The organism is Inmirania thermothiophila, assembly GCF_003751635.1.
Lineage (GTDB): Bacteria > Pseudomonadota > Gammaproteobacteria > DSM-100275 > DSM-100275 > Inmirania > Inmirania thermothiophila.
Genome location: NZ_RJVI01000002.1, coordinates 781,511 through 793,735, shown reverse-complemented (window position 1 = coordinate 793,735; position 12,225 = coordinate 781,511). Strand labels below are relative to the sequence as shown.

The 12,225-nt window shown below is 72.7% G+C and carries 11 protein-coding genes, 1 tRNA gene and 1 pseudogene; 9 read left to right on the top strand and 4 right to left on the bottom strand.

What is annotated here, in order from left to right; translation table 11 throughout:
- The first annotated feature begins 32 nt into the window (after window positions 1-32).
- From EDC57_RS09430 to EDC57_RS09415, 4 genes are all read left to right on the top strand, one after another.
- Entirely contained in the window at window positions 33-281 is a 249-nt protein-coding gene (locus EDC57_RS09430; protein ID WP_123401601.1) for a hypothetical protein, read from the top strand.
- 157 nt (window positions 282-438) lie between these two features.
- Window positions 439-846 carry a VOC family protein gene (locus EDC57_RS09425; RefSeq protein WP_123401600.1) on the top strand — a complete coding sequence of 136 codons (408 nt, stop codon included), beginning with the start codon at window positions 439-441 and terminating at the stop codon, window positions 844-846.
- A gap of 95 nt (window positions 847-941) precedes the next feature.
- On the top strand, window positions 942-2,435 hold the full coding sequence (locus EDC57_RS09420) for an AAA family ATPase (RefSeq protein WP_123401599.1): 1,494 nt from the start codon (window positions 942-944) through the stop codon (window positions 2,433-2,435).
- Window positions 2,436-2,505: 70 nt separating this feature from the next.
- Window positions 2,506-2,715, top strand: a complete 210-nt coding sequence (locus tag EDC57_RS09415; RefSeq protein WP_123401598.1) for a hypothetical protein — start codon at window positions 2,506-2,508, stop codon at window positions 2,713-2,715.
- 7 nt (window positions 2,716-2,722) lie between these two features.
- Here the strand turns inward: EDC57_RS09415 and EDC57_RS09410 are convergent, their stop codons facing one another.
- Window positions 2,723-3,475 carry a pentapeptide repeat-containing protein gene (locus EDC57_RS09410; RefSeq protein WP_123401597.1) on the bottom strand — a complete coding sequence of 251 codons (753 nt, stop codon included), beginning with the start codon at window positions 3,473-3,475 and terminating at the stop codon, window positions 2,723-2,725.
- A 110-nt stretch (window positions 3,476-3,585) separates the two neighbouring features.
- On the opposite strand from EDC57_RS09410, the gene EDC57_RS09405 reads away from it, so the two are divergent.
- Both EDC57_RS09405 and EDC57_RS09400 read left to right on the top strand, forming a co-directional pair.
- Window positions 3,586-4,467, top strand: a complete 882-nt coding sequence (locus EDC57_RS09405) for a sulfurtransferase (protein ID WP_170165096.1) — start codon at window positions 3,586-3,588, stop codon at window positions 4,465-4,467.
- 93 nt (window positions 4,468-4,560) lie between these two features.
- A tRNA-Ser gene (locus tag EDC57_RS09400) sits at window positions 4,561-4,649 on the top strand.
- Window positions 4,650-5,157: 508 nt separating this feature from the next.
- On the opposite strand, the gene EDC57_RS09395 is transcribed toward EDC57_RS09400, so the two are convergent.
- A complete protein-coding gene (locus tag EDC57_RS09395) occupies window positions 5,158-6,093 on the bottom strand; it encodes a PEP-CTERM sorting domain-containing protein (protein ID WP_123401595.1) in 936 nt (311 codons plus the stop codon).
- 885 nt (window positions 6,094-6,978) lie between these two features.
- On the opposite strand from EDC57_RS09395, the pseudogene EDC57_RS09390 reads away from it, so the two are divergent.
- The 3 genes and pseudogenes from EDC57_RS09390 to EDC57_RS12825 form a co-directional block, all read left to right on the top strand.
- A pseudogene (locus EDC57_RS09390) lies at window positions 6,979-7,074 on the top strand (ATP-binding protein); the annotation flags it as partial.
- A gap of 511 nt (window positions 7,075-7,585) precedes the next feature.
- Complete coding sequence (locus tag EDC57_RS09385) at window positions 7,586-8,320, top strand: hypothetical protein (protein WP_123401594.1); 735 nt, start codon at window positions 7,586-7,588, stop codon at window positions 8,318-8,320.
- Between the two features lie 77 nt (window positions 8,321-8,397).
- A complete protein-coding gene (locus tag EDC57_RS12825) occupies window positions 8,398-8,574 on the top strand; it encodes a hypothetical protein (RefSeq protein ID WP_170165095.1) in 177 nt (58 codons plus the stop codon).
- A 436-nt stretch (window positions 8,575-9,010) separates the two neighbouring features.
- Here EDC57_RS12825 and EDC57_RS09375 read toward each other — a convergent pair whose 3' ends face one another.
- The gene (locus EDC57_RS09375; protein ID WP_123401592.1) at window positions 9,011-11,314 is read right to left on the bottom strand and encodes an EAL domain-containing protein; all 2,304 of its coding nucleotides are present in this window, start codon (window positions 11,312-11,314) and stop codon (window positions 9,011-9,013) included.
- A 30-nt stretch (window positions 11,315-11,344) separates the two neighbouring features.
- The gene (locus tag EDC57_RS09370; RefSeq protein WP_123401591.1) at window positions 11,345-12,160 is read right to left on the bottom strand and encodes a ferredoxin--NADP reductase; all 816 of its coding nucleotides are present in this window, start codon (window positions 12,158-12,160) and stop codon (window positions 11,345-11,347) included.
- Window positions 12,161-12,225: the final 65 nt, after the last annotated feature.

The window sequence follows — 12,225 nt, the reverse complement described above, 5'->3', positions numbered from 1 at the left end:
CAAGCGAAGCGAAGATGCGAGGAGAACGCGAGATGAAGACTCACGAGATGGTGAAGGGTGTGCTGGGTGCGGTGCTGCTGTCGGGGCTGGCGATGACGGCGACGGCGGGGACGCTGGAGTACGGGCAGGACCGCAGCGGCGAGCCGGCGGTGGTGGCGAGCGTGTCGCAGCCGGGCGGCGGGCTGGTGGCGGCGGACGACCGCAGCGGCGAGCCCTCGGTGCGGGCGACGCGGGGCGTGATCGGCACGGCGGCGCTGGGCTTCGCCGACGACCGCAGCTGAGCGGAACGGAGCCCGCCTGCGGGCGGGCGCCCCGCGAAGGCCCGGCCCTGCGCCGGGCCTTCGCGTGTGGGCGCCCGGGCCGCCTGGACGGCCCGCGCCGGTCCTGCCACCATGGCCGGCGCATCGGCCGAAGGCCCCGAAGGGGCGGGGAGGGGGGATGACGATCCGCGGCTTCGATCACGTCTGCATCGCGGTGCGCGACCTCGACGCCGCGGCGCGCGGGTGGCAGCGGCTTCTCGGGCGGGAGGCGCCGGACGAGGTCTACGAGGTGGCGGCGGAGGCGATCCGGGTCTACCGCTACGACCTCGACCGCGTCGGCCTCGAGCTCGTGGCCTCGACGCGGCCGGACGGGCCGGTGGCGCGCTTCATCGAGCGCCACGGTGAGGGGGTGCTGCTGCTCGCGCTCGCGGTGGACGATGCGGCGGCGGAGCGGGACCGGCTGGAGGGGCTGGGGCTGCCCCTCGTGGGCGGGCTGCGACCCTTCCGCGGCGGCCGCTACACCTTCGTCCACCCCTCGGCGATGAACGGCGTCCTGCTCGAGCTCGTCGACGGCGGCGCGGGCTAGCCGCCCCCCGCGGGGGATGCCGCGGGCGGGGGCGTGGACGGGCCGGGCGGCCCTGTGGGAAGCTGGTGCGCTGCGGGCGGCCGAGGGGGGAGGCGATGCGCGCCGGGGAACCACCGTCGGACCTTCGCGACCTCGAGGTGCTGATCGCCTCGCGCGTCCCCATCCTCGCGGTGGAGACCGCCGAGGAGCGGCGTGTGGAGGCGCTGTTCCTGCGCTGCGTGACGCCGCGGGGGCTCCCCCTCTTCCGCTGGAGCGTCGCCGAGGGCCTGCGCCGGCTCGACCGCCCGCTGCCGCCCCAGCGCCACGCCGCCGAGCCGGTCGAGGTGCTGCGCCACATCCGCGCCGCCCGCATCGCCGCCGTCTACCTCCTGCTCGACTTCCATCCCTGGCTCGGCGAGCCGCTGCACGTGCGCCTGCTGCGCGAGATCGCCCAGGACGCCCCCGAGGCGGGGCACACCGTGGCGCTGGTGGGGCCGCAGGTGCCGATCCCGCCGGAGCTGCGCCACCACGCCGTGCCCTTCACCCCGACCCTGCCCGGGCGCGAGGAGCTGCGCGCGCTGGTGGCGCGGGAGGCCGAGGCCTGGGCGCGCATCCATCCGGGCCGGCGCGTGCGCGCGCGCCCCGAGGTGGTCGAGCGGCTCGTGGAGCACCTCGCGGGGCTGACGCTCGCCGACGCCCGCCGCCTGCTGCGCACCGCGATCCACGACGACGGCGCCCTCACCGACGAGGACCTGCCGCGGGTGCAGGCGCTCAAGCACCGGCTCCTGGACCGCGGCGGGCTGCTCGGCTTCGAGACCGACACCGCCCGCTTCGTCGAGGTGGCGGGGCTTGCGCGGCTGAAGCGCTGGCTCGAGGTGCGGCGCGTGGCCTTCGCCTCCGGGCAGGCCCCGCCCGGGCTCGATCCGCCGCGCGGGATCCTGCTCACCGGGGTGCAGGGCTGCGGCAAGAGCCTCGCCGCCAAGGCGGTGGCCGGGGCCTGGCGGCTGCCGCTGCTCCGGCTCGACTTCGCCGTGCTCTACAACAAGTACTACGGCGAGACCGAGCGCAACCTGCGCGAGGCGCTGCGCACCGCCGAGGCCATGGCGCCGTGCGTGCTCTGGATCGACGAGATCGAGAAGGGGCTCGCGACGCGGGAGGACGAGGGGCCGGGGCGGCGCGTGCTGGGGACGCTGCTGACCTGGATGGCCGAGCGCACGGCGCGGGTCTTTGTCGTCGCCACCGCCAACGAGATCCGCGACCTGCCGCCGGAGCTGCTGCGCAAGGGGCGCTTCGACGAGATCTTCTTCGTGGACCTGCCGGGGCCGTCGGTGCGGCGGGAGATCTTCGCCATCCAGCTGCGCCGCCGCGGCCAGGATCCGGACGGGGTGGACCTTGCGCTTCTCGCGCGCGAGAGCGAGGGCTTCTCCGGGGCCGAGATCGAGCAGGCGGTGGTGTCGGCGCTCTATAGCGCGCACGCGGCGGGGGTGGCGCTCGCCACCGAGCACCTGGTCGCCGAGCTGCAGGCGACGCGGCCGCTGTCGGTGACCATGGCCGAGCGGGTGGCGTCGCTGCGCCGGTGGGCGGCCGGGCGCGCCGTGCCGGCCGGATGACGGCACGCTGAAGGCGGACAGGGGCGTTCGGCGCTACCATTCATGGAGGCGTGCACAGGGAGGTGGGGCCATGCTCCGCTACGACGGCACGGTCTACCGCGGCGAGGGTGCCGGCGAGCCCGAGGGCGCGGCGTTCTGCCCGCGCTGCTACGAGGAGACGGGGCGGCGGGTGCGGCTGCAGACCGAGCTCGCGGTGAGCCGCATGGGGGCGGTGCAGCGCTGGCACTGCCCGGTCTGCGGCGGTCGCTACCCGGTCTCGCCGCAGCTCGCGGACGACTGAGGCGCCCTCAGCGGCAGCGGCCCACGGACCCGGCGGCGCAGCGGCTGCGGTCGCTCCAGGTGGCCAGGCCCAGGCGGGCGCCGTCGAGGCGGGCGCCGCCGAGATCGGCGTCGGCGAAGTCGGCGCGTTCGGCGCTCGCCTGGGAGAGGTCGGCCTCGCTCAGCACCGCGCCGGCGAGCACCGCCCGCGTCAGCCGCGCCCCCCGCAGGGACGCCGCCTCGAGCGACGCCCCCCGCAGCACCGCCCGCTCCAGATCGGCGCCGTCGAGGACCGCGCGGTCGAGGAGCGCCTCCTCGAGCCGGGCCTCGGCGAGGCGTGCCCCCGCGAGGTCGGCGCCGGTGAAGTCGGCGCCGTAGGCGGCCGCCCGGCGGAGGTCCGCGCCGCGCAGGACGGCGCCGCGGGCGCTCGCGCGCTCGAGCCGTGCCCCGTCCAGGCGCGCCTCGGTGAGATCGGCCCCGTCGAGGCGTGCGCCCACGAGGCGGGCGCCGCTGAGGCGCGCGCCTGCAAGCTGTGCACCGGCGAGGTCGGCATCCTGCAGGTCCGCCCCGTCCAGACGTGCCCCCGCGAGGTCGGCGCCGGCGAGCCGCGTGCGGGTGAGCACCGCGCCGCGCAGGTCGGCGCCGCGCAGGTCGGCCCCGTCGCGGGCGCAGCCGATCCACTGCACCCGCGGTGCCGGCGGGTCGGTACAGGCCGCGCCGGCGGCGGGGGCGGCGAGCGCGGCGGCGAGCGCGATGGCGGACAGCAGGCGGTCGGGTCTCACGCGGCCTCCCTCGTCTTGCCCCCTGCATGGTAGCGGGTCGCGGGGGCGCGGCGGGAGCGCCGTGCTATGCTCGGCCCGGGCACCACGGCGGCTTCACGGAGGATTCCTCGATGCTGCGACGTCTCTTCCTGACCCTGGCGGCCCTGGTCCTCGCCGGTGCGGCGCGGGCGGCGCCGCCGCTGGTGGACGGGGCCTGGCTGCAGGCCCGTCTCGGCGATCCCGACGTGGTGATCGTGGACATGAGCGGCGACGAGACCCAGTACCGCCGCTTCCACATCCCCGGCGCCGTGCATCTGCCCTTCGGCGCCCTCGTCCAGCGCGGCCGGGACGGCGTCGTCCTGCGGGTGCCCGACGCGCGGATCTTCGCCCTCCTCGGCCAGCTCGGCATCCGCCGCGAAAGCCACGTGGTGGTCTACGACGACATCGGCGCCCTCAACGCCGGGCGGCTGTTCTGGGAGCTCGAGCGGATCGGGCACCCGAAGGTCTCGGTTCTGGACGGCGGGCTCGTGCGCTGGATCCTCGACGGGCGGCCGGTGACCCAGGAGGTGCCCGCGCCGCGGCCCGCCGTCTACCGCGCCGAGGGCGGCGGACGCGACAACGAGATCGCCCACGAGGCGGTGCGGCGGCTCGTGGACGAGGGCGGGGCGGTGCTGCTCGACGTGCGCAGCGAGGCCGAGTACGTGGGCGATCCGCGCCAGCCGCGCAGCGGCCACATCCCGGGGGCGAGGTTCTGGCCGTGGGACACCACGGTGCGCTGGGATGCGGGCTTCGTCCTCGAGGATCCGGCGACCCTGGAGGCGAGCCTCGCCGCACTCGGCATCCGCGACAAGGACACGCCCATCGTCACCTACTGCCGCAGCGGCCACCGCGCGAGCCAGGCCTACTTCGTCCTGCGCCGTCTCGGCTTCACCCGCGTGCGGCTCTACGACGGCTCCATGCTGCAGTGGTCGCGCGACCCCCAGGCCCCCCTGAAGCGGGGGCGGGCGCCCTGACGGGACGGGCCCGCGCGGGCGGTTTGCGCGCTCAGGCCCCGTGGTTTAACCTTTGCCGGCCTTGCGGCGCCGCCCGCGGCGGCGCCCGTCCCCGGAGAGGTGGCCGAGCGGTCGAAGGCGCACGCCTGGAGAGCGTGTAGACGGTCTCCGTCTCGAGGGTTCGAATCCCTCCCTCTCCGCCATTTCCTGCCACGGAATTGAAGGGCGTAGGAGCACCGCCTCTCCGGCACCTGTTCGAGCGCCAAACGGAAGGGCGAATCCGCGCGCAGGAAGCCGCGGCGTCCGCAGGCCATCGACTTGGGCGCCGCGGTGCCTGCCGGCCGTGAGCGCCCGTCAGGCTTCGCCCCTGCTCCTGTGCGAGACAGGCATCCTCATGAGCCTCGGGCAGGCCAGACCTTCCGGGAGGGCTCGCCGGCCCAGAGGTGGGCGCTCGGTATCACCTCCTGACTGCATCGTGGGGCTGGACCGGGGCCCGGTCGTCGACGGGGCGGCCGAGGGGGCAGGGGCTCCCGGAAAGGCGCGGTCCCACCATGGATACGCGGGGTGTTCGAGCCCGGCTTCCAAGCTGCCACGGCATCACGACGATCCGGGGACCTGTCCGGAAACGGCGTGCAGACCGGGCGGCGGCACCCGTTGCCGAGGCAAAAAAAAGCGCCCGCCGGAGGGCGGGCGCTGTCGTCCTACAGCAGGTTATACATGCATCCGGCGGCGCCCGAAACCGAGTCCGGCCAGACCCAGGCCGAACAGGGCCAGGGTGGCGGGCTCGGGGAGCGGCCCCGGCTGATCCGGCGCTGAGCCGGCAGGAAGGACCACCGAAACATGAATCGCGCTCAATGCGTCGAGAACCCCTTGATGCGTCAGTGTGAGGGTGACCGGCCCGGGTGTCATGAATGCGGTGATGTCTACGGCAAGGATATCCCACAGCCCCCCGTTGGTCACGCTAGAACCCGGCGTCTGTGGAACCGATGTGCCCTCGAATACGTTGCCACTGAGGAGCGTCGTTCCGTTGAGAAGAAAGCTTCCGTCCGTAAAAGACTGCCCGTCGGAAACGCCGAGCACCAGTGAAGCGCTGCCGGAGGTATAGTTGATGCCGCTCAGGGAGATGTTCCATCCGAGGGGGTCGAAGCTGTTGGCGAAGTTGGCGTCGTTTCCGTCGAAAGTCACGATGTCGACGTTGTTGGTGTTGTCGCCGTCATCAAAAAAAACGACCAGCGACGCCCCGTTGGAATCGTTCGGGATCAGGCCGGAAATGGAATAGTTTCCATTGCCTGCGACCAAGCCGGTGACATCTGCGCGGTACGCCTGACTGTTGCTCCTGCTCCAGAAATTGTCATCGGAGAAGCCGATATTGCTTCCGACCACCGGGGCCCCGTTCAGGAGAAGACTTGCATTGTGCGCAGGGTCGTTCGAGTCTGTCGGGCCATGCCAGTAAAGATAGGCTTGCTGCACCGTGCCGCTTACACCGGTTAGCTGGATGGTCCCGGAGCCGGTTCCGCGGAGTCCGCCGACGCCGGCATAGGCGAAATCGGTATCGAAGCGGGTTTCGAACAAGGAAATCACGTTCGCCTGGGCGTAAGGGGCGAAAAACGAACCTGTCGCAAGCAGAACGAGTACTCTTCTCATCATGCCATCCTCCGCAGCGTCACGCGCTCATCGCAAGAGAGCGATTCATTGCGCAATCCACCCGCACAGGGGCTTGGGCATACCAAACGCACAATGCATGCCAAAAAGGTAGCCAGCTGATTGCCTTCAGGTTTTTCCTGCGGACCGGGCGGCGTCGCCCCGAAGTGTAAAAAAATCGGACAGATCGAGGGCCGCCGGATCCTGCGCGCGCCCCGATGGCGGGGGTGTCCGGTCAGTGCAAGTCGGCGGCACGGGGGCCAAGGGCGCCGGGTCGGGGCGTTTCGGTTCGGGTGTGGGGCCACAGCCGGGGACGGTCTCGGCAGCGTGCCGGCGTCATTTCAGGAATCCGGTCATGCCCGGACGCGGATGGCCCCGGTACCCACCGGTGCGTAGGCATCGCGGTCGGCGGGAGGCGCCCACAGGCCGCGTCTGGGCTGCCTCGTCGGCGGTCCCGCCTTGGAGAGACGCGTCCGAGGACGACTTTTCGGTAGGGAGATGCCAAGGCGGAAGAGGCGCCGTTGGGCGTGTCAGGCGACACGTAAAACTGACCCGGTAGCGACAGCAGGAATTGCCCCCCTGCGTAGCAAGGGGGGAGCGATGAAAGAGCATGAGTCGGGTAGGTTCCGGCCCCTGGAGTCGATGCCGGGGAGGGAGCCGATGAAGCAGCCCGAGAAGGTTGCGGCAGCTTCGCGGCTGCACGAGCTGGGCTGGGGCAGCCGGCACATCGCCTGGGTCCTGGGGATGGATGGCCGCAACGCGGTGCGTCGCCGTCTGCGCCAGGGGGGGCTGGCGGCCGTGTCGGGCGCCAACCAAGGGCGGCCGTGTCGGGCGCCAACCAAGGGCGGGCGGGGTGGGGGCCATGTGGATGCCGGCGGGCTGGCGGTGGCCAAGGCGATCCTGGACCGTCTGCTGCATCACAGCCATGTGATCACGATCCGCGGCGGGCGCCACCGCCTGCGCGAGCGGCGCCGCGCGGGGCTGCTGAGCCCGGCCTCGGCCTGCGCGCCGCAGCCGGCACCGCGCACCGATTGGGCTGACACCCGAGTCCACACCATGGGGGGCATTTCTCCGCGTCTCCGCCGGGTCGATTCCGGGTGTCGCTTGACACCGGGGTGCGGCCTTGCGCGAACGGGAATCAGTGCTATCTTCAGAGAAAGAAATCTCCGTAACGGCGCGTAACCCTAAGACGCCGTTCAGCCGATCACCCCGCGTCCAGTAGGCTCCGCACCCGCTGGCCGCCGCGGTCCAGCACGTGGGTACAGACCGTCTCCAGGCGCAAAACAAAAGGCAACGCTCGACGAGTTCAAGAAGCACTTCCGGGGAGACGTGCTTCTTCCCTCAGGGCGCGGAGTAGGACGATGCGCGCGCGATCTGGAACGGCATGCGGCGGACCGCCTCCGCCGCCGCTGATGGCGAAGCCGTTATGCGCCCTTGGGATGTTGGCCGGGACGGTAAACACCCTCTCGAATGGATCGAGAGAAAGGAGATGCAAGCTATGTCAAGCAAAGCAGACGACTTCGCGATCGACGTCACGGCCGGTACGGAGCCCATTGGCGAAGTCCTGCCTGCGGCACGGGAAGCCCTGTGTTACGAAGGTGAAACGACGCACGAGTATGTGATCGTGCCCGCCGACGATCCCCAGCAGCGGCTGGCGCGGGTCATTCCTGCTGCCACCTGGGAGGATCTGCGGGACCGGGCCGCATCGCAGCTTCCGAAGCCGGTCTCCGCCCTATACAACGTGTGGGAGGTCACACGCGCGGTCGGGAAGCCCCTCTACCTGGGGAGCCGCCACCTTGGCATGACGTACCTGGTGGAGGGCGGGAAGGCGGTCCTGACGAACTCCGTTTCCCTGGCCTTCTTCGACCTGTCTGACGTCATCAATGTGATCTTCGGCGAGCGTCCCGCCCCGCCCCCATGTCCCACCACGACACGTATCGCGGGGAGCGGATCGGCCCACTCGGCCTATTACACCACCCGCGCGGCGGCGGCAGCCGCGGCTCGCGGCCTTGTGCCGGTCCGAGCGAGGACGGATGCCGGCCTCGAGCGGAACGCATTCCAGTGTCCGAACCCGGCGTGTACAACAAAAACCCTCGGCCCGGTCGCCTTTGCGATCACTGCGGTGGACACGGCCCTTTCGCTGGTCGCGTCCTTCTTCTACCTGGAATGGATGTACACGGCCCGCGCGGACTATACCTGGACGTCCAGCGTCATCTGCAGGGAGCGCGCCTAGGCTCGTCGCCGGAGGGCAGTGCCGTGGGGAGAGCCCGGCCTGGGCTGCGGCACCTTGGGCGGTGGAGAACCGGTGCCTTGGACCTCCACGATCCCTGTGGCCGCAATTCAACGGAGTCGTGGAAGATCACTGACGTGAGAGATGCGCCGCATGACAAGCCGCTGAAGCTGACGGCGCTTCGCGCCGCCGCTGATGCTGAGCGTTGGGCGCACCGCATCGCCATTCATGCGGCAATTGCAAAGGGAAAATCATGACTCAGCCATCTCTCACCCACACCGCCCCCGAGGCGTTACGTCTGCGACCACCCCGGCCAGCTCCGGCACCTCGACATCAAAAAGCTCCGGCGCTTCCGCCGCCGGGGCCGCCGCATCACGGCGGGCCGCCGCCCATGTCTAGGAAAGCCCCCGAGGGTCTGCCGCCCGTCTGCCGAGCTGGCTGGACCACTCCAGTTGGCACCGGCCACAAGGCCGCATCGGATATCGCACCCCAATAGCCCCCCGGGGCCTGCCCGGAAACATCCTGGCGGGAAACCACAGCCGGCGAGGCGAAGCGGAGGTTGGCCGCGGCGGACGGCAGGTGCCGGCCGGCCGTGCCGTCAGAGGGGTGGAGGGGCGGAATGCGACGGGCCTCTGCCGGGACAGGGGACGGATGTCCCTCTCCGCCACCGCCTCTCGCTGGACCCCGCGCGGGTCAGCCCCGTGCGACCGCGGGGCTCGCCTGCCAGGCCTCGGGCGGCTGGGGGCGCCCCGTGTACCAGCCCTGCACCGCGTCGCAGCCGGCCTCGCGCAGGAACGCGTACTGGGCCTCGGTCTCGACCCCCTCCGCCACCACCTCCGCGCCCAGGGTGTGGGCGACCTGCACGGTGGCGCGGACGATGGCGGCGTCCACCTCGCTCGCGGGCAGGTTGGCGATGAAGGCCCGGTCGATCTTGATCACCTGGGCCGGCAGGGTGCGGAGCTGGACCAGGGAGGAGTAGCCGGTGCCGAAGTCGTCGATGGCGATGCGATAGCCGCGGGCGCCGAGCGTGCGGATGCGCTCGGCGGTCTCCTCGGGGTGGTGGACGAGGGCGGTCTCGGTCACCTCGAGGGTGATGCATCGGGCCTCGCAGCCGTGGCGGGCGAGGGTCTCGGCGAGGCGGTGCTCGAGCTCGGCGTCGGCGAGCTGCACCGCGGAGAGGTTGATGCCGATGCGCTCGAAGGGGAAGCCTGCGCGTCGCCACGCCGCGCCCTGGCCCACCGCCTGCTCTATCACCCAGCGGCCGATGGGGCCGATGAGGCCGGTCTCCTCGGCGAGGGGGATGAACTCCCCCGGGCCGGCGCCGAGCTCGGCGGCGGCGGGCCAGCGCAGGAGCGCCTCGTAGGACGGAAGCCGTCCGGGGGCGAGGTGGATCACGGGCTGGTAGTGGAGCAGGAACGGGCTGCGTCCGGCCTCGAGCTCGCGCACGGCGCCGAGGAGCATCTGCTCGAGGGTCGCGGTGCGGCTCGTCTCGCCGACGATGCGCTCGTCGGACAGGGCGTAGCCGCGGTGGGCCCGCTTGGCCTCGTACATGGCGGCATCGGCGCGCTGCAGCAGCACCTCGGCGTCCTCGCCGTGGACCGGATGGAGGGCGATGCCGATGCTCCCGCGCAGGGCGAGCCGCCCGTAGCCCTCGGCCTCGAAGGGTTCGGCCAGGGCGCGGAGGATGCGCTCGGCGGCGGCGACGGCCTCGGCGGCGCCGGCGCCCGGGAGCACGGCGGTGAACTCGTCGCCCCCGAAGCGGGCCACCTGCTCGGCGGGGACCGCCGCGCGCAGGCGCTCGCCCACCTGGCGCAGAAGGGTGTCGCCGACCCCGTGGCCGAGGGTGTCGTTGATGTACTTGAAGCGGTCGAGATCCAGGTAGAGCAGGGCGAAGCCGCCCCCGCCCTCGCGCGCCCGCGCCAGGGCCTCGGTGAGGATGCGCTGCAGGTGGCGGCGGTTGCCGAGGCCGGTGAGCTCGTCGTGGGTGGAGAGGTGCTCGAGCCGGCGGGTGCGCTCGGCGACCTCGCGCTCGAGCCCCGCCCGCAGGCGTTCCAGCTCGCCCACCGCCGCGGCCAGGCGCGCCCGCTCCCGGCGCAGCGCGCGGTTCTGGTGGGCGGCGTGGGCGGTCCACAGGAGCAGCACCGCGAGCACGGCGGCGACGGTGGCGGCTAGGCGGCGCAGGCCGGACCACGTGAGGCCGAAGGGCTCGAGGGTCAGCCAGTGGCGGCGCAGTTCGATCTCCTCCTCCACGGAGATGGTGTCCATGGCGCGCTGGATGTGGTCCACGAGGCCCGGCCAGTCGGCGCGCACGGCGATGCTCTCGTTGCTGGCGTTGGGGTCCAGGTAGGCGGCGACGCGCAGGTCGCCCAGGCGGTCGCGCGCGCGGTACCAGGCGATGGCGGCGCGAAACCCCACCGTGGCCTCGGCCGCCCCGGTGGCCACCGCCCGCACGGCATCGCTGAGGCGGGGGACGTAGAGGGGGACGAGGTCGGGGCTCTGCTCCAGCAGGAGGCGGCTTGCGTTGTAGCCCCGCACGAGGGCGACGCGCCGTCCGCCGAGATCCTCGAGGTGGCGGATGGCGCGGTCGTCCCTGCGCACCACCACGACCAGGGCCTTGAAGATGTAGGGCCGCGTGAAGAGGAAGTGGGCGCGCCGCTCGGGGCGGTCGACCATGGTCGCCACCACGTCCACCTCCCGCGCCAGCGCCGCGCGGTAGAGGCCGTCCCAGTTGCGGTAGGGCACGAGGGTGAAGCGCAGGCCGCTGCGGCGGGCGAGCGGCCGGAAGTAGTCCACCGCGTAGCCGCGCGGGCGCCCGGCCTCGTCGACGAAGCTGTAGGGGGGGAAGTCGCCGTCGATGGCCACCCGCACCGGGCGCGCGTCCCAGGGGGCGGCCAGCGGCGCCGCAGGCGGCAGGAGCAGGGCGGCAAGCCCGAGGGCCCGCAGGAGGCCGCCGGGTCGGCGGGGGCGCCCCGGCGGCCTCACCGCCCCGCCCCGCACGTCCCCGCTCTCCGCCGCCGCAGCCGCGGGCTACCAGTACTTCTCCGCATGCAGGTTCCCTTCCCGCCGGTGGGTGGCCTCGCGGAAGCCGCGGGCGGCGAGCCGCTCGAGGCAGTCCTGGACCATGTCCGGGTTGCCGCAGAGGAAGACGTGGGTGCGCTCCGGGTCGAGGGGGAAGCCCAGGCGCGCCTCGAAGTCGGCCGCCTCCAGCCACTGCTGCACGCGCCCGGTGGGGCCGGCCCAGTGCGGGTCCTCCTCCGGGCGCGAGACCAGGGGCAGGTAGCGGAGGTTGGGGAAGCGCCGGGCGTAGGTCTCCAGCTCGGCGCGGTAGCCGAGGTCCCATGCGTGGCGGGCGCCGTGGATGACGCCGATGCGGCGGGCGGGGAAGCGCTCGGCGTGGCTGCGCAGCATGCTGACGTAGGGGCCGAGGCCGGTGCCGGTGGCCACCAGGAGCACGTCGGCGGTCTCCGGCACCTGCTCGAGGGTCAGCATCCCCCGCCCCTGCGGCCCCACGTACAGGCGGTCGCCCGGGCGCAGGGCCCAGAGCCGCGGCGTGAGCTGGCCGCTGGCGAGCAGCGAGACGTAGAACTCCAGCCGCTCCGGCTCATGCGCCGCCGAGCAGATGGAATAGGGCCGGCGGATGAGCTGGGCGGGGTCGCCGTCCGGCGCCTCGGGCACCGCCTCGGGGATGCGCGGCGCGTCCCGGCGCAGGCCCAGCACCGTGTACTGGCCGGGGACGAAGCGGATCTGCGGATCGTCCGGGGCCACCTCGAAGATGGCGAGGCGCGGCGTGATGTCGCGGCGGGCCAGCAGGGTGGCGTTGTATCCGGGCTGCAGGCGGGCCATGGGCTCGATCCGTGATCCTTGCGCGAGTATAGACAGGCCGCGGCCTTGATCCGTTGACCCACGGC